16 protein-coding genes and 2 tRNA genes are annotated in these 17446 nt (G+C 55.8%); 16 read left to right on the top strand and 2 right to left on the bottom strand.

Annotation, left to right across the window (positions count from 1 at the left end; all coding sequences use genetic code 11):
- The first annotated feature begins 4 nt into the window (after nt 1-4).
- Genes ccmA through NHM04_RS02515 form a run of 7 tightly spaced genes read left to right on the top strand, consistent with a single transcriptional unit; the run spans nt 5 to nt 5327 of the window.
- Nucleotides 5-673, top strand: a complete 669-nt coding sequence (ccmA, locus tag NHM04_RS02545; RefSeq protein ID WP_254265487.1) for a cytochrome c biogenesis heme-transporting ATPase CcmA — start codon at nt 5-7, stop codon at nt 671-673.
- Nucleotides 666-1358 carry a heme exporter protein CcmB gene (ccmB, locus tag NHM04_RS02540; protein ID WP_254265486.1) on the top strand — a complete coding sequence of 231 codons (693 nt, stop codon included), beginning with the start codon at nt 666-668 and terminating at the stop codon, nt 1356-1358. The genes ccmA and ccmB overlap by 8 nt, the downstream gene beginning before the upstream one ends.
- 17 nt (nt 1359-1375) lie before the next feature.
- A complete protein-coding gene (gene ccmC / locus NHM04_RS02535; RefSeq protein WP_254265485.1) occupies nt 1376-2134 on the top strand; it encodes a heme ABC transporter permease CcmC in 759 nt (252 codons plus the stop codon).
- A gap of 5 nt (nt 2135-2139) precedes the next feature.
- Nucleotides 2140-2358, top strand: coding sequence for a heme exporter protein CcmD (ccmD, locus tag NHM04_RS02530; protein WP_254265484.1), 219 nt, complete (start codon nt 2140-2142; stop codon nt 2356-2358).
- Between the two features lie 8 nt (nt 2359-2366).
- A complete protein-coding gene (gene ccmE, locus NHM04_RS02525) occupies nt 2367-2831 on the top strand; it encodes a cytochrome c maturation protein CcmE (protein WP_254265483.1) in 465 nt (154 codons plus the stop codon).
- Nucleotides 2821-4794: a heme lyase CcmF/NrfE family subunit gene (locus tag NHM04_RS02520; RefSeq protein WP_254265482.1), complete on the top strand. Its 1974-nt coding sequence runs from the start codon at nt 2821-2823 to the stop codon at nt 4792-4794. Before ccmE ends, NHM04_RS02520 begins: the two co-directional genes overlap by 11 nt.
- A gap of 2 nt (nt 4795-4796) precedes the next feature.
- Entirely contained in the window at nt 4797-5327 is a 531-nt protein-coding gene (locus NHM04_RS02515; protein ID WP_254265481.1) for a DsbE family thiol:disulfide interchange protein, read from the top strand.
- A 421-nt stretch (nt 5328-5748) separates the two neighbouring features.
- Here the strand turns inward: NHM04_RS02515 and NHM04_RS02510 are convergent.
- Together NHM04_RS02510 and NHM04_RS02505 are read right to left on the bottom strand one after the other, a co-directional pair.
- Nucleotides 5749-5825: transfer RNA gene (locus tag NHM04_RS02510), tRNA-Asp, on the bottom strand.
- 12 nt (nt 5826-5837) lie between these two features.
- Nucleotides 5838-5913: transfer RNA gene (locus NHM04_RS02505), tRNA-Val, on the bottom strand.
- Nucleotides 5914-6084: 171 nt separating this feature from the next.
- Between NHM04_RS02505 and NHM04_RS02500 the strand changes: the two genes are divergently transcribed.
- The 9 genes from NHM04_RS02500 to NHM04_RS02460 all read left to right on the top strand — a co-directional run bounded on the left by NHM04_RS02500 (nt 6085) and on the right by NHM04_RS02460 (nt 17336).
- Nucleotides 6085-6597, top strand: coding sequence for a cytochrome c-type biogenesis protein (locus tag NHM04_RS02500; RefSeq protein WP_254265480.1), 513 nt, complete (start codon nt 6085-6087; stop codon nt 6595-6597).
- On the top strand, nt 6594-7853 hold the full coding sequence (gene ccmI, locus NHM04_RS02495) for a c-type cytochrome biogenesis protein CcmI (protein WP_254265479.1): 1260 nt from the start codon (nt 6594-6596) through the stop codon (nt 7851-7853). Before NHM04_RS02500 ends, ccmI begins: the two co-directional genes overlap by 4 nt.
- Nucleotides 7854-8114: 261 nt before the next feature.
- The gene (gene smc, locus NHM04_RS02490; protein WP_254265478.1) at nt 8115-11627 is read left to right on the top strand and encodes a chromosome segregation protein SMC; all 3513 of its coding nucleotides are present in this window, start codon (nt 8115-8117) and stop codon (nt 11625-11627) included.
- A 32-nt stretch (nt 11628-11659) separates the two neighbouring features.
- Nucleotides 11660-12640: a cell division protein ZipA gene (zipA, locus tag NHM04_RS02485; protein ID WP_254265477.1), complete on the top strand. Its 981-nt coding sequence runs from the start codon at nt 11660-11662 to the stop codon at nt 12638-12640.
- Between the two features lie 32 nt (nt 12641-12672).
- Complete coding sequence (gene ligA / locus NHM04_RS02480; protein ID WP_254265476.1) at nt 12673-14727, top strand: NAD-dependent DNA ligase LigA; 2055 nt, start codon at nt 12673-12675, stop codon at nt 14725-14727.
- A gap of 23 nt (nt 14728-14750) precedes the next feature.
- Nucleotides 14751-15176, top strand: coding sequence for a hypothetical protein (locus NHM04_RS02475; protein ID WP_254265475.1), 426 nt, complete (start codon nt 14751-14753; stop codon nt 15174-15176).
- Nucleotides 15177-15179: 3 nt separating this feature from the next.
- On the top strand, nt 15180-16160 hold the full coding sequence (gene hemB, locus NHM04_RS02470; RefSeq protein ID WP_254265474.1) for a porphobilinogen synthase: 981 nt from the start codon (nt 15180-15182) through the stop codon (nt 16158-16160).
- A 6-nt stretch (nt 16161-16166) separates the two neighbouring features.
- The gene (locus NHM04_RS02465; RefSeq protein ID WP_254265473.1) at nt 16167-16481 is read left to right on the top strand and encodes a DUF3012 domain-containing protein; all 315 of its coding nucleotides are present in this window, start codon (nt 16167-16169) and stop codon (nt 16479-16481) included.
- A 9-nt stretch (nt 16482-16490) separates the two neighbouring features.
- Complete coding sequence (locus NHM04_RS02460) at nt 16491-17336, top strand: ion transporter (RefSeq protein ID WP_254265472.1); 846 nt, start codon at nt 16491-16493, stop codon at nt 17334-17336.
- Nucleotides 17337-17446: the final 110 nt, after the last annotated feature.

The following is a 17446-nucleotide window of genomic DNA, read 5'->3' as shown; positions in this document are numbered from 1 at the left end:
CCCGATGTCGCAGTGGCAAGACCCAGCCCAGATCGAACTTAGGCTACATGACCTGACCTGTGTGCGGGACGACCGGGTACTTTTTACTCAGTTGCAGTATAACTGTTGTGCTGGCAGCGTGTTGCAGGTGCTGGGTTTTAACGGCGCGGGTAAAACCACCTTGCTGCACACGCTAGCCGGGCTGATGACTCCCAGCAGTGGCACTATCACCTGGGGTGGTGAGGCAATCAGCGGCAACCGCGATTATTACCGCAGCATGTTTTATTTGGGCCACCAGGCGCCGGTAAAAGCGGCCTTAACTGTGGCCGAAAATGTGCAATGGTTGGCCCAGTTGCGCGGCCAGTGCCCTACGTCGGCCGCGCTTGCCAGCGCCCTGGCGCAAGTTGATCTGGAAGCCTACCACGATACCAGTTGTGGCAGTTTGTCGGCCGGTCAAAAGCGGCGGGTGGCGCTGGCTCAGTTGTATCTCAGCGATTCACCGCTATGGATTCTGGATGAGCCTTTCACCGCCATCGATAAAGAGGGGGTGGGGCGCTTACAGCAGCTGCTTCGCGAGCACGCCGAGCGCGGTGGCATCACGATTCTTACGTCACACCAGGCGCTGGCTTTGGATGACCTGAACACTCTCGATTTGTCGGAATTTCAGCCAGATGAGGCCTATGCCTATGTCTGAATTACCGCAAGTCGCTCGTAGCAGTTGGCGCACTATCGTATCGCGCGATCTCAAGCTGATTTGGCGCCAGCGCAGCGACATGATTAATCCGCTGGTGTTTTACCTGATCACCATAACGCTATTGCCCCTGGGGGTTGATCCTTCCCGCCAGCTGTTGGGCAGTATCGCCCCGGGTATGCTGTGGATTATGGCGCTGTTAGCGACTTTGCTGTCGCTGGACTCCTTGTTTCGCAGTGATTATGAAGACGGCAGCCTGGTTCAGTTCCAGCTTTCGGCCCAGCCTTTATTTCTCACGGTACTTGGCAAGGTGACCGCTTATTGGCTCACCACCGGTTTGCCTTTGGCGCTTATCTCGCCGCTGCTGGGAATAATGCTGGCATTGCCCGACGGGGGTTACATTGCACTGGTGTTATCCCTACTATTGGGCACCGCGATTATGAGTCTGATTGGCGCCTTGGGTGCGGCACTGACCGTATGCCTGAACTCCGGCGGCCTGATTCTAACCTTGGTAGTCATGCCGCTGTACTTGCCTGTGCTGATCATCGGCGCCAATTGCGTCAGCAGTGCTGTGGCAGGTTTTGGTTACCAGCGTGAACTGGCACTGCTGGGCGCGGGGTTAGCCATGGCGCTTATTGTTATGCCGGCGGCCATTGCCGGCGCGTTAAAAATATCCGCCAATCAATAACAACGAGGGTATAAATTTTGGCTTGGCAATGGTTTCACAAATTGGGCTCGCCGCGCTGGTTTTACGACAATACCAGCCGCTGGCTGACATGGTTCGCACCGCTTAGCATTGCATTGCTGTTGCTTGGCTTGAGCTGGGGGCTGGCGTTTGCCCCCGTGGATGCCAAACAGGGCAATAGCTACCGCATAATTTATATTCACATGCCGGCGGCGGTATTGTCCTTGGCCGGTTATTACCTCATGGCCATTGCCGGCGGTATCGGATTAATCTGGAAAATGAAGCTGCCGTTTATGGTGATGCAGTCGGCCGCTTACATTGGCGCCGCGTTCACCGCCCTTACGCTCATTACCGGTTCGCTCTGGGGCTACCCTACCTGGGGAACTTTTTGGGAGTGGGATGCGCGCAATATTTTTATGCTGATCCTGCTGTTTTTGTATCTCAGCATCATCATGCTCGGGCGGGTCTACCCAGTGCGCGATGCCGCCGATAAAGCCTGTGCTATTTTGGCGTTGGTGGGCACGGTAAATGTGCCGATTATCTATAAATCGGTCGACTGGTGGTACAGCCTGCATCAGCCAGCCAGCATTAAATTCACCGGCTCCAGCAGCATTCACCCAAGCATGTTGTATCCGCTGCTGCTGTGCATTCTTGCCTATTACTGTTTCTATACCTTGTCGCTGATTCTATACACCCGTCAGGAGATACTTGCCCGTGAGGCAAGAACCAAATGGGTGGCAGAACTGGTAAGCAAGCAAACCGCGAATACAAAAGATTAGCCAATATGCCCAAGTTTAAATTTTCCTCTATTGCAGAGTTCGCCGCCATGGACGGCCACGGCATTTATGTTTGGAGCTGTACTGTTATTGCTCTGGTGATTTTAACCGCGCTGTTGCTGCACCCGCTGTGGCTGCAGAAAAACCAAAAGCGGAAAATCGCCCAGCAGCTGGCTCTCAAGCAGTATCAGCAACAACGCCATAAGCGTCCAACCGTTACCGAGTAGTGAAGAGTATGCATCCAGTCCGCAAACAGCGTTTATTTATAGTGCTCGCCCTGGTGGTGCTGTCGTCCATTGCCATTGGGCTTTTGGTGTTTGCCCTGCGCGAGAACATCAACTTGTTTTACCCGCCGGCAAAATTCAGCACCGATGAAGTGCCGCGCGATGTGCGCCTGCGCGCAGGTGGTTGTGTGCAGCCAGGCAGCGTGGTGCGCGACGAAGATTCGCTTCAGGTGCAATTTGAATTGGTCGATCCTGCCGGTCGGCTGACTGTTAACTACGAAGGCATCTTGCCCGACCTGTTTGCCGAGGGTGAGGCCGCTGTGGTTAATGGCATCTGGCGCGACGACAACATTTTTTACGCCGACCAGGTTCTCGCCAAGCACGATGAAAACTATATGCCGCCCGAAGTGGCTGAGGCCATGAATAACGGCGAAAAACATCAGGCTACCTGCGAAGAGGCCAAATATGATTCCTGAGTTAGGTCACCTGGCGTTAATTCTGGCGTTGGTATTAAGCGCCGCGCTGTTTGTGTTGCCCATGTGGGGCGCCTACCGTTTAAACCAAACCTTAATGTTGTCGGCCAGGTCACTGGCCACCGGGCAGCTTGTAATGATTGGCGCAGCGTTTGTGGTGCTGGGCTGGGCATTCTTGCAAGACGATTTTTCCGTTTCCTATGTGGCCAATCACTCCAACTCGCTGATGCCGGTTAAATATAAACTCAGTGCGATCTGGGGTGGTCACGAAGGCTCACTACTGTTGTGGATTTTTATCCTCTCGGGCTGGACCTTTGCCATCGCGGTATTCAGCCGCTCTTTGCCTTTGGATATGCAAGCCCGGGTGCTGGCGGTGATGGGGTTTGTCGCCACCGGCTTTTTGATGTTTATTCTGTTTACCTCCAACCCCTTTGATCGGATTTTGCCACTGCCGCCGCAAGAGGGCGCCGATTTAAACCCGCTGCTGCAAGATCCGGGGCTGATATTTCATCCGCCGTTACTGTATATGGGCTATGTAGGGTTCAGCAGTGTTTTTGCTTTTGCCATTGCCGCCTTGTTAACCGGAAAACTGGATACCGCCTGGGCGCGCTGGTCGCGCCCCTGGGCAACCGTAGCCTGGGCGTTTTTAACCGTGGGCATTGCTTTAGGAAGCTGGTGGGCTTACTACGAACTCGGCTGGGGCGGCTGGTGGTTTTGGGACCCGGTGGAAAACGCTTCGTTTATGCCCTGGCTGGTGGGAACCGCACTGATACATTCATTGGCGGTTACCGAAAAACGCGGCCTGTTTAAAAGCTGGACAATCCTGCTGGCTATTTTTGCGTTTTCGCTAAGCTTGTTGGGAACCTTCCTGGTGCGTTCTGGCGTGCTCACTTCGGTACACGCGTTTGCCAACGACCCGGAGCGCGGTTTGTTTATTCTGGTGTTTCTTGCGGTGGTTGCCGGCGGCTCGCTACTGCTGTTTGCGCTGCGCGCGCCGGTAGTGAAAAGTGCGCCCGGGTTTAAATTACTGTCGCGGGAAACTTTGCTGTTGGCTAACAATATTTTGTTAGTTATCGCCATGATTACCGTTCTGTTTGGCACTCTGTTTCCGCTGGTGGCCGATGCGCTTAAATTGGGTAAATATTCGGTAGGTGCGCCTTACTTCAATATGACCTTCCTGCCATTTATCACCATCATTTGTCTCCTGATGGGTATTGCCCCAGAAAGCCGCTGGAAGCGAACCGATACGAAAAAAGTCGGCAGAGTTTTGCTCGCACCAGCCGTTGCAAGTGTGTTGATTGGTATTGCCGTACCAATACTGCTGGGTGATTTTACGCTGACAATGGCCTTTGCAGTCTTTGTCGGTAGCTGGGTGGCGCTTGCCACACTGTTTGATCTGTGGCGTAAAAGCCGCGCCAGCGAAGGTAGGGTAAATGGGCTGCGTAAACTGAGCTTAAGTTATTGGGGCATGATTACCGCGCATCTTGGTATTGCGGTTACAGTGCTCGGTGTGTGTCTAAACAGTCACTACGCCGACGAGCAAAAAGTCCGTATGAACCTCAATCAACCGGTCACCGTAGCCGGCTATCAATTTACCTTGGAAAAACTTGAGCAAGTTCGCGGCCCCAACTATATGGCCGATCAAGCCGTGGTGGTGATGAGTAAAAACGAAAAGGTGATTCAGGTGCTCAAGCCGCAAAAGCGGCGCTATTTTGCCAGCGGCCAGATTATGACTGAAGTGGCATTAGACCCGGGCTTTTTCCGCGATGTTTATGTTGCCTTGGGCGATAAGATCAATGCCGAAAGTTGGGCCGTTCGCATTCACTATATGCGTTTTGTACGCTGGATTTGGCTGGGCGCTTTGTTAATGGCAGCGGGCGGTATTCTTGCGGTCATCGATAAACGCTACCGCAAGCGCGTACCAAAACAGGCGCCTGAGGTTGCCGCCAGAGTGCAGGAGGCGTAAGCATGGGGCGTTTTAAATTATTTTTACCGCTCATTATTTTACTGATTCTGTTGCCGCTGTTTTATGTGGGCCTGCGGCTCGACCCCAGCGCCATGCCTTCGGCGTTAATTGGCAACCCCGTGCCCGAGTTTCGCTTGAGCAAAGTGGCCAATGCCGATGAGTTTGTTACCGAAGCTAATATTGGCGATCAGCCGGTATTGTTAAATGTTTGGGCTACCTGGTGTTTTGCCTGTAAGGCAGAGCACCCCTATCTGAACAAATTGGCAGAGCAGGGCATTCGAATTATCGGCGTCAACTACAAAGACGAGCGCAGTGCGGCGCAGAAATGGCTGCGCGACTTGCACAATCCGTATTTGTTCAGCGTTTACGACGACGAAGGGCGTCTTGGGTTAGACCTGGGCGTGACTGGCGCGCCCGAAACCTATCTTGTCGGTGGAGATGGAGTAATCCACTACCGCCATATTGGTGTGGTGAACGACAAAGTGTGGAGTGAAACGCTGGGGCCAATGTATCGGGAGTTGGAAGGGCAGTAGGGGGGCTTAAGCTTCAGAGACCGTAGAGTTAGGCGATAAATACAAGGGGGAGGAGATTGGACGGGAAGCACTCGGGCCGTCCTGGCCCTCGCCCTGCGGGCAGCGCATGCGCGCTGTGCCAATTCGCTCCCGGCGAATTGGTCGAACCCGAACGCGAGCTCTCGCCCATCACGAACCACAATACATACAAAAAGCCCCCGCATTCGCGAGGGCTCTTTTGTATGTATGGCGGACCGGACGGGAAACACTCGGGCCGTCCGTGGCCCTCGCCCTACGGGCAGCGCATCCGCGCTGTGCAAAATGACTATCCTGCCATTTTGTCGAACACCGCTTCGCGGGTTCATCGTCCCGTCCGCGACCGACATGGGCATTTTAAACAGACATAAAAAAGGCCCCACAGTGTGGAGCCTTTTCTGAATAGTGGCGGACCGGACGGGACTCGAACCCGCGACCTCCGGCGTGACAGGCCGGCATTCTAACCAGCTGAACTACCGGTCCGCAGTCTTGAATTGGTGGGTGGTACAGGGATCGAACCTGTGACCCTCGCCTTGTAAGGGCGATGCTCTCCCAGCTGAGCTAACCACCCCTCCGTTCAAGAGCTGCGTATTCTAATGATAAACCGCCTGAGGTCAACCACTTTTTTAAATTTTTTATTACCGCTTGCGCGAAGGTTAAAAAGCGTTCAGCAATCGGCGTCGGGCTCGCACCGGGTTAAGGCTACCGGTATACTCGCCAGTCGATGATAATCGAGGTCAATATGACACGCTTAGTTTTTGTTTTTCTGTTGTTTTTTGCCCAGGTGCAGGCGGAAGAAATTTATCAGTTTGACGATCCGGCGGACCGCGCCCGATTCGAACAATTTGGTAAAGAGCTGCGCTGTCCCCAGTGTCAAAATCAGAACATAGCCGACTCGGAGTCGATGCAGGCAGGGGATTTGCGCCGCGAAGTGTACGAGCAAATTCAGGCCGGGCGCAGTGACAAGGAAATTGTCGACGAAATGGTGCGCCGCTACGGTAACTACATTCTCTATCGGCCTCCGTTTGACGCCTCTACGGCGATCTTGTGGGCATTCCCGCTGGTGTTGCTGCTGGTGGGTGTGGGCGTTGTAGTGGCAATGGTGCGCAAGCGGGCAAAAGCGGATCCAGTTGGCGACCAGGGGTTGTCCGCCGCCGAGCAGGCTCGCATCGACGCGCTGTTGGCGACTAACGCCGAGACCGGCAACCAACAGAGCAAAACCGAATCGTCTACTCGCCGCGAGAAATCCGAATGACTGTTTTTATTATCGGCGCTATTGCGCTTTGTTTGGTGGCTGTTGCCTGCGTTATCTGGCCGCTGTTTGTCCGCACGCCGAATACTGCCTCCAGCAAAGATCGTCTGCAAGAAAACATCGCGCTGTACCGCGAGCACGAGCAAGAGCTGGCTCAGCAACTGGACGCGGGCGATATCGATCAAAGCCAGTTTGATAAGCTGCAACTGGAAGCAAAGAAAAACCTGCTTGCTGATCAAAATGCCGTCGCTGCCAGCTACACCAGCGGTGGCAAGTGGTTGTTGGTGATGGTGGCCCTGCTAAGTCTGGTGGCTGCCGCGCTGCTGTACTTTGCCCGTGGCTCTAGCGGCGATATTGCTTTCAATCAATTGCAGCGGCAGGTGATGGAAGAAAATTTTCTCGCTATGCAGGCAGGTCAGTCGCCCGATCCCCAGCGCATCCGGCAGCTGATTGAGCGGGTGCAAACGCGGCTGCAAAAACACCCGGACAATACTCAGTACTGGTATCTATTGGGTAATTACGCCAGCCAGCTGGGCGACTTTGCGCTCGCCGAGCAAGGTTATCGCGAGGTCTATCAGCGCGCTCCCAATGAGCCGGGCAGTGCTTCAGAGCTGGCGCAAGTAATATTCCTGGGGCAGGGCAACCGCATGAGCGATGAGGTGAGCTTTCTTACCGACCGGGCTCTGGAGGTTGATCCCGACGATACCACCGCCCTTGGCCTGGCTGGTATTCGCGCCTTCGAGCAACGCAACTTCGCCGAGGCCGCCAAGCACTGGCAGCGCGCAGCCGACTTAACCCCACCTGGTGCCTCCGGCCGTCAGGCGCTGCTGGCCGGGGTAGAGCGCGCCCGCGCCGAGGCCGGGGTGAACTCAACGGACAGCACCTCGTCGGAGCAGAACTCGGCAGAGTCATCGGCCTGGCAAGTTACGGTGGACGTTGCTTTGGGGCAGGGTCTGCAAGCGCCGGCCAACGCGACGCTGTTTGTGTTCGCCCGCGAATACCAAGGCAGCCCCATGCCGCTGGCGGTTTACCGCGGCCCAGCGGGTGAGTTTCCCACCTCGGTTACTCTGGATGAATCTATGGCCATGACCAGTGTCGATCGCTTGAGTAAGAATGCACAGGTGGAACTGGTGGCCAGGTTATCCCGCTCGGGTCAGGCAATGCCCGCAAGCGGCGATCTGGAGGGCAGTATTGCGCCGGTGGATATGGCAAACCTGCCAGATGAGCTGACCATCACCATCGACACTGTCAGACCCTAAGTAAGCGTAAAGCGGCGGCTAATTGCGCACACTGGTTAAATCCTGTTCAGTCGCCGCCGCGCTCCCGCCAAAGTGGCAAAAAACTTGTCACAAACGCCGGTCGGGCAGGTGTAATGCCCTCGGCAAATGTGTAGAATTCTTTGCTTTATCCGGGCAAATGAGCTGCCCCGTGGCGTTTAAAGCGTCATAGAGTACAGGCGCTTACCAGACATTTGTCGCAAAATATTCGCCGGCAAGGCACATAACGAGTGACAAGGACCTATGCGGTTAAAGTGTATTAAATTGGCGGGCTTTAAGTCGTTTGTCGACCCGACAACCGTCAACTTTCCCAGTAACCTCTGCGCTGTGGTAGGCCCCAACGGTTGTGGCAAATCCAATATTATCGATGCTGTACGCTGGGTAATGGGCGAATCCTCCGCCAAAAACCTGCGCGGCGAATCCATGACCGATGTTATTTTCAACGGCTCCGGCGGTCGTAAGCCGGTGGGTCAGGCTTCCATCGAACTGGTATTCGACAACAGCGACGGCTCGCTGGTGGGCGAGTACGCTGCGTTTACCGAAATCTCCATCAAGCGTCGTGTCAGCCGCGACGGGCAAAACGTTTACTTTCTCAACGGCGCCAAATGTCGTCGCCGTGATATTACCGACATCTTTTTAGGCACTGGCCTTGGGCCGCGCAGCTACGCCATTATCGAACAGGGCATGATCTCCCGTTTGATTGAAGCCAAACCTGAAGAGCTGCGGGTGTATATTGAAGAAGCCGCCGGCATTTCCAAATACAAAGAGCGCCGCCGCGATACCGAAAACCGCATGCGCCGCACTCAGGAGAACCTGGAGCGCTTAACCGATATTCGCGACGAGCTGGAGCGTCAGCTGGCGCGCCTCGAACGCCAGGCTCAGGCGGCGGAAAAATACACCGAGTATAAAAAGCAAGAGCGCACCTTGAAGGCTCAGGTGCAGGCGCTCAAGTACCGCGATCTCGACCAGCAGGCGAAAGCCAAACAGGATGCGATCCGCGAGCTGGAACTGAAAATGGAGTCCTTTGTCACCGGGCAGGTGAACAAAGACACCCAGATTGAAAAGTACCGCACGCAGCATTCTGAGCTGGGGGATAGATTTCACGAGGTTCAGGGACGCTACTACGCCATTGGCGCTGATATAGCGCGCATTGAACAAAGCATCAAACACGCCGAAGAGCGCAACCGTCAGCTGCAAACCGATCTTGAGCGCACCGAGCGCGAAGTTCGCGAAGCCCGCGAGCGGTTAGAGCAAGACACCGATCGCGAACAGCAATGGCAGGCCGAATTGCTGGAAATTGAGCCGGAACTGGAAATGGTTGAAGCAGCCGAGCAAAGCTCAGGCGACCTACTGCACGAGGCCGAAGAGCTTATGCAAGCCTGGCAGAGCGACTGGGACAGCTTTAACCAGCGCGCCGCCGAGCCGCGCCAGCGCGCCGAAGTGCAGCAATCTCGTATCCAGCATTTAGAGCAGGTGCAAACCCGGCTGCTGTCACGGGTAGAAAAGCTCAACGATGAAAAGAAAAGCCTGGGCGAAAATGCCGTCGAGGACGAAGACCTGGCCATCGCCCGCGAAGAGCTGGCCGAGCTGGAAGTGGATATGGAAACTCGGCGCGAACGCAGCGAGAGCCTGTCGGACGAGCTTGAGCAGGCGCGCAATGCCGGGCGAGACATAGGCGATGAGCTGGACACCACGCGCAGCAAGTTGCAGAGCATGCGCGGCCGCCATGCCTCCCTCGAAGCCTTGCAGCAAGCAGCACTGGGCGAGAAAAACAAGGCTGTCACCCAGTGGCTGGAAAGCCAATCACTGACCGACGCGCCGCGCCTTGCCGAGCAAGTCAGTGTCAGCGACGGCTGGGATAAAGCCCTGGAGACCGTACTGGGTTCGACTCTGCAGGCCGTATGCGTAGACGGCACAGACCAAGTGGCCGCCACCTTAGAAAGCCTCAGTCAGGGTGAGCTGGTTCTGCTTGATGCCAGCGCCAAAGCCGCCCCCGCAACCTCGGGTAAAGGCCCGCTGTTGGCCGATTACGTCAGCGCCGAGTGGGATGCCGCAGGGGTGTTGGCCGGTGTGCATGTCGCGGAAGATCTCAGCCAGGCACTGGCGCTGCGCACGCAACTGGCCGGTGGCGACACAGTGGTCACGCGCGATGGCATTTGGCTAAGCGCCCACTGGATTAAAGTTGCTCGCGACACTGACGCCAGCGCCGGTGTGATTGCCCGCCGCCAAGAGCTCGAAGAGCTCAGCGCCGAGATCGAAACCACCGAGGCACTGGTCAACGAGTTATCGGAAAAGCGCGAGCAAAACCGCGAAGCGATCAAAGCCCAAGAACAAGAGCGCGAAAATCTGCGCCGTGAACTCGACGGGCTCAACAGCCGCCACGGCGAGCTGCGCTCCAGCATCAGCGCTAAGCAGGTGCAAATTGAACAGTTGGGCATGCGTAAATCCCGACTCGAGAGCGAAATTCGCGAAGCCCGCGAGCAGATGGAGCAGGAGGCCGAGCAACTGGCCGAGGCTCGGGTGATTCTGAGCGACGCGATTGAAGCCATGGAGGCCGATACCGAAGAGCGGGAAAACCTGCTGGCAAGGCGCGACGATATTCGCGGCAAGCTGGACGGCGCGCGACAAAAAGCACGGCACGATAAAGACAAGGCGCACGAGCTGCAAATGCGCGCCTCGTCGTTGAATACGCAAATCGATAGCATCAAACTGAGCATTGCTCGATTGCAGGAGCAAAGCGAGGGGCTTGCCGAGCGGCGTGAACAGTTGGCCGAATCCATGGCGGAAAACCGCGATCCGGCGGAAGAAAACAAACTGGAGTTGGAAGCGCTGCTGGCCAAACGCGTCAGTGTGGAAGAAGAGTTAAACGAATCACGCCGTGCGCTGGAAGCGGTGGAGCACGAGCTGCGAGAAGTAGAGCAGTCGCGCAACCGCGCCGAGCAGGAAGTGCAGGCGGTGCGCTCGCATCTTGAGCAAGAGCGCCTGCAGGCACAAACTTTTGAAGTTCAGCGCCGCACCCTGGCCGAGCAATTGGCAGAAGACAATTTCGATTTGCAGACACTGCTGGATAACACTCCGGAAGATGCGCAAATGGCGCCGCTGGAAGCCGAGCTGGAACAGCTGGCTAATCGGATTTCCCGTTTGGGCGCCATTAACCTGGCGGCCATCGAAGAGTACAAGTCCGAGTCCGAGCGCAAAAATTATCTGGATGCGCAAAACGAAGACTTAATGGAAGCGCTGGAAACCCTGGAAAACGCCATCAAGAAAATTGACCGGGAAACACGTACCCGGTTTAAAGAGACCTTTGATCAGGTGAACGGTGGCTTGCAGGAGCTGTTCCCCAAAGTCTTTGGCGGCGGGCACGCGTATCTGGAACTCACCGGCGAAGATATGCTCGATACCGGTATTGCGATTATGGCGCGCCCACCGGGCAAACGTAACAGCACCATCCATCTGTTGTCCGGCGGGGAAAAAGCGCTTACGGCGATTGCGCTGGTATTTTCTATTTTCCGCCTCAACCCGGCCCCTTTCTGTATGCTGGATGAGGTGGACGCGCCGCTGGACGATGCCAACGTGGGCCGCTACGCGCGCATGGTGGAAGAGATGTCCGCCCAGGTACAATTTATTTATATCACCCACAACAAGATCGCCATGGAAATGGCGCATCAGTTGATGGGGGTTACTATGCATGAGCCGGGTGTATCCCGCCTGGTAACAGTAGACGTCGACGAGGCAGCCGAACTGGCCGCCGTGTAATCAACGAATTTTCGGGAATTGGAATACGCATCATGTTTAAAGATTGGTTAACGGTCATAGTCGTTCTGTTAATCGTCGGTATCCTGCTGGATGGCTGGCGCCGAATGCGCGCATCCAAACGCGACAGTATCAGGGTTTCCAAGCGCGCACGGCAGTTTGAATCCACCCCTGAACCCGATGACGAGCCCTACACCAGTGAGCTTCCCAACGGCGGCGCGCGGGTGGTTGCCAAGCGTGAAATTCTCGATACCCCCACACCGGCGCAGCACCAACACAGCCGTGAGCGCGACACCATCCCGCAGCAGGTCACGCTGAACCTGGATGAGTCCGTGCCCATGCTGATGGAGTCGGTAGAAGAGCAAAACGAAACCCCGGAGCCCCGCCACGAAGAGCGTCTGGAGCCTAGCTTCAGTGCCACCGAACCGGAAGAGCAGCAGCCCCATAACCGCAGCCCATACGCCGAGCCGCAAAGCCGCCAGGAGCCATCTTTCTCGGCCATCGATGAACAGCCGGACGAGCCAGCCGCCGAGCCAGAACCCGTATACTCGGAAAATGACAGCGAAGCACCACCGGCTGCCCCAGACGAAGTTATTATTATTAACGTCATGGCTCGCGAAGGGCAGATGTTCGCCGGCGAAATGCTGTTAGACGCTCTGCTGCAGGTGGGTATGCGCTACGGTGAGATGAATATATTCCACCGTCACGCACGTGAAAATGGCGAGGGACCGGTACTGTTCAGTCTTGCCAATATGGTCAAGCCCGGCACTTTTGATCTGGACAATATGGCCAGCTTTCAAACCCCGGGTATCAGTCTGTTTCTGACTCTGCCGTTGCGGGTCGATAGCATTAAAGCTTTCGATATTATGCGCGATACCGCCTGGGCTATTGCCGACGGCTTGGGCGGCGAACTTAAAGACGAAAACCGCAGTGTAATGACTCGCCAGACCATGGAGCACTGCCGTCAGCGCATCGCCGAATACGAGCGTAAGCGGCTGTCCCGCGCCGGCGCCTGATTCCTCTACCCGACATTAAGACGAGGCACCCAGTGTCGCAAGACTCTGTTTCCCCGAAAGTGCGCAGCCGTGTGCAGCAGCTGCGCGAGCAAATCGACGACCACAACTACCGTTACTACGCCCTTGATGAACCCAGCATTCCCGATGCTGAATACGACCGGCTGTTAAGCGAGCTAAAGGGTTTAGAGCAGCAATACCCCGAACTGGCCAGCGCCGACTCGCCCACCCAGCGTGTGGGCACTGCGCCCCTGGACAGCTTCGTCTCTGTGCGCCATGAAATGCCCATGCTGTCGCTGGATAATGCCTTTAGCGACGATGACCTTAGGGCATTTGATCAGCGGCTTAAAGATCGGCTAAAAGCAACCGCCGATATCGAATACGCCTGCGAGCCTAAACTCGACGGTATTGCCATCAGCATTCTCTATGAGCAGGGCAAGCTGGTGCGTGCGGCCACCCGTGGCGATGGCACCAATGGTGAAGACATTACCGAAAATGTACGCACCATTCGCTCGGTACCACTGCAACTGCGCGGCGATAACTTTCCCGCGCGGCTGGAAGTGCGCGGTGAAATTTACATGCCCAGCGATGGCTTTGCGGCGTTAAATAAGCGCGCCGCCGAGGCGGGCGAAAAGGTGTTTGTTAACCCGCGCAATGCCGCCGCTGGCAGCTTGCGCCAATTGGATTCACGCATTACGGCAAAACGCCCGTTAGAGCTATGCGCCTACAGCGTAGGCGTGCATCAGGGGATGGAGCTGCCGCCCCGGCACACGGATATTCTGCATCTGCTGAATCAATGGGGTTTTAAAATCAATCGTGAAATGATTGCCGCCCGTTCGATTGAGCAGTGCATCGAGTACCATCGTCAACTGGGCGAAAAGCGCGCCTCACTCAGCTACGAAATTGATGGCGTGGTGTTCAAAGTCAACGATATCGCCACCCAGGAAAAGCTCGGTTTTGTCTCGCGCGCGCCGCGTTGGGCTATCGCCTTTAAGTTTCCCGCGCAGGAAGAGATGACCGAGCTACAAGCGGTGGAATTTCAGGTGGGACGCACGGGTACTATCACCCCGGTAGCGCGCTTAAAGCCCGTGTTTGTGGGCGGCGTCACCGTTTCCAATGCCACCCTACACAACCGCGATGAAATTGCCCGTTTGGATGCGCGGGTTGGCGATACGGTTATTGTGCGCCGTGCTGGCGATGTTATTCCGCAAATTGTCGGCGTGGTGCAAGAGCGCCGCCCGGCCGACGCACAACTTATTGAATTTCCCGAGCGCTGCCCCATATGCGACTCACCGGCGGTGCAAGTGCCGGGCGAAGCGGCGATTCGCTGCGAGGGCGGCCTTATTTGCCCGGCCCAGCGCAAAGAGGCGATCATTCACTTTGCCTCCCGTAAAGCCATGGATGTAGATGGCCTGGGCGATAAGCTGGTGGAGCAGCTGGTCGATAAGGGCTTGATTACCACGGTAGCTGATCTCTTTACCCTAGAGGCGCAAGCCGTCGCCGAGCTTGAGCGCATGGGCCCCAAGTCGGCCGAGAACTTAATCGCCGCGCTGGAAAAATCCAAACAGGTCAGCTTCGAGCGTTTTATCTACGCCCTGGGTATTCGCGAAGTGGGCGAGGCCACCGCGCGCAATTTGGCGGATCACTTCGGCACCTTACAGGCGCTCAGCGAAGCCGACGAACAGGCATTGCAAGAGGTCGATGATATCGGCCCGGTAGTGGCGCGTTTTGTGCGCGACTTTTTTATTGAGCCCGAGAACTTGGATATCATTCAAAGGCTACAAGCGCTAGGCGTGCACTGGCCCGAAAAGTCCGCCGCTAGCCCGGATGCGTCAGCCGCAGCAGCGCAACAGCCTCTAGCAGGGCAAACCTGCGTACTCACTGGCACCTTAGAGGCCATGACCCGCGACGAAGCGGGGGATAAACTGCGCGCCCTGGGCGCCAAGGTAGCGGGCAGTGTGTCGAAAAAAACCGCGTTTGTGGTGGCCGGCCCAGGTGCGGGCTCCAAGCTTGCAAAAGCCGAGCAACTGGGCGTTGAGGTGCTCGATGAAGCAGCTCTGCTTCAGTTGTTAGACAAATACGGCGCGTAAATTTAAACCAATAGGTGAGCTCAATGGATCAGGAATCGATTGTCTACGGTTGCATCAAAGACAGCATTGTTGGTACCGGGCAGGGCGATCGGCTGCGGGTCAATCGCGAGGCCATGCTGGCGTTGCCCCGGGCCGAGCAGTGGCCATTTCTCTGTCAGGAGATGTTCTCCATCCCCGAGCAGCGTGTGCTAAGCACCAATTATCAAACCGAGGTGATGCATTTCGGCGCCTCTTATAAAGCGGTCGAATACGAATGGAACCAGTGGATAGAGCAATTTGAAGGCTTGCTCAGTCAAATGTACTGGGTCTCAGCCACCGTCCACCTTGAAACTGAACTCTACGGCACCCACACCTTTAGCTGGGAGAGCAGCCGCAACTTTCACGTGCCCGGCTCTGGCGATATGTTCGTCCAGTGCCAGTGGAGCCATGAAGATTACTTAAGAGCCTGATTTATGAACCAAGCTATTCGTTTTCGCCGCCGCCGTCGCACCCCGGCCATTCGCGATTTGGTGCGCGAAAACCAGCTCAGTATTGATGATTTGATTCTGCCTATTTTTGTGCAGGAAGGCATCAGCGAGCCGGTCACCATCGACAGCATGCCCGGAGTAGTGCGCTACCCGGAAGACCAGCTGGCAGACGCCGTGCAAAATGCCTGGCAATTGGGTATTAAAGCGGTACTCTTGTTTGGCGTGTCCGATAACAAAGACGACATAGGCTCGGATACCTGGCGCGAAGACGGTTTACTGGCACGCATGATTCGCATTGCCAAGGCCGCTGTGCCCGAGATGCTGATCATTAGCGATAACTGCTTTTGCGAGTACACCAGCCACGGCCACTGCGGTGTGGTGTGCAATCACGACGTAGACAACGACAAAACTCTTAAAAACCTGCAAAAACAGGTGGTCACCTGCGCCCGCGCCGGGGTCGATATGATCGCGCCCTCTGGCATGATGGACGGCATGATCAGCGCTATTCGCGAGGCGCTGGACAGCAGTGGCTTTAGCCATATTCCGGTAATGTCCTATTCCACCAAATTTGCCTCGGCTTTTTACGGCCCGTTTCGCGATGCGGTAGACAGCACCTTTAAGGGCAGCCGCAATACCTATCAGATGGACCCGGCCAACGGCCGCGAAGCCTTGGCCGAGTCGCTGGAAGACGAAGTCGAAGGGGCGGACTTGCTAATGGTAAAACCCGGCATTGCCTATCTGGATGTTATTGCCGATATTCGCGCGCACAGCGCTTTGCCGCTTGCGGTTTATCACGTTAGCGGTGAATACGCGATGATCAAAGCGGCAGCGGCCGCCGGGGTTATCGATGAAAAAGCCATAGTGCTGGAAACCATGCTGGCGTTCAAGCGCGCTGGCGCCAACTTGATTATTACCTACTACGCCTCTGATTTGGCGCGCTGGCTCACCGCCGGCGATGCGAAGTAAACACCCATGAATAAATCACTTGTTATCGCCTTAGTGGCGACCATTATTGGCGTCTGTACCCTGGCGGTGGGGCTGTATATTTTGGCGACTACACCCGCTCCAGCCCCTGAGCCTGCCGCAGCGCCACAGAGTGAATCAACTGCCCCCAAAGAGCCGCTGGCGGTGGTCCCGCAAATCAGTGGCAGCAACGCCACTTTGGTGCCGGATGCCGACGCCGAGCCAGGCTCAGAGGCCTGGTGTGAGGCCATGATGGCAACACCGGATGGCGAATGGTCCGACGCCGACGCGCGTCTGTTTTCTCAGCATTGTATTTACCAGTAGGGCTAACCTGTGAGCGGTCATTCTGATTTGTCCGAACTGCATTTCGACCCCAACAGTGTCCAGGCGAAGTTTCATCGCCTGCGCAGCAACAAAGCCTTTGAGCTTTTTGTGGTGTCCATTATTGTGTTTTCGGCGCTGGTTATCGGTGCCAAAACTTACGATATTCCGCCGCTGCTGTCGCAGGTCATCGTGGTCCTTGATTGGTTAATCACGCTGTTTTTTCTGTTTGAAATCACCATTCGCTTTATCGGTGAGCCGCGCAAGCGCGACTTTTTTAAATCCGGCTGGAATATATTCGACACTCTTATCGTAGTGATCAGCCTGGTGCCTATCGAAGACAGCGAGATGGCACTGGTAGGGCGCTTAATTCGCGTGTTCCGGGTGCTGCGGATGGTGTCCATTATCCCCGAGCTGCGGATGCTGCTCAGCTCGCTGATTAAAGCCTTGCCGCAGCTGGGGTATGTGGCGCTTTTAATGTTTATTATTTTTTATATCTACGGCGCCGTGGGCAGCTTCTTTTTTGCCGAGGTTAACGAGGTGCTCTGGGGTGATATTGCCATCAGTATGCTGACCTTGTTTCGTATTATGACGTTCGAGGATTGGACCGACGTTATGTACGAAACCATGGCCGAGTATCCGCTCAGCTGGATGTTCTACGTCAGTTTTATCTTTTTAACCGCCTTTGCCTTTTTGAATATGATTATCGGCATTGTGGTCAATGTGATTGAGTCGGAAAATCGCGCCCGCCAAATCGAAGAAGAGGGCGAGCAGCCCGCCCGCTCCGAGCTTGAAGCCCAGCTTATTCAGCTGCAAAAATCGGTGGATGAGCTTTTGGCGCAGAATAAGAAAGAGTAGGGGAGCTCTCTCAGCATCGCGAGCACCGCACAAAGGCATCGCGAGCACCGCGCAAAGGTAAAGGTGCCGCCGGAGTGCAGCCTTGCACGACTAAATAAGCATTCTGCACA

Origin of the sequence: Gilvimarinus sp. DA14 (assembly GCF_024204685.1) — a bacterium.
GTDB lineage: Bacteria > Pseudomonadota > Gammaproteobacteria > Pseudomonadales > Cellvibrionaceae > Gilvimarinus.
This window is presented reverse-complemented; position numbering and strand designations above follow the sequence as displayed.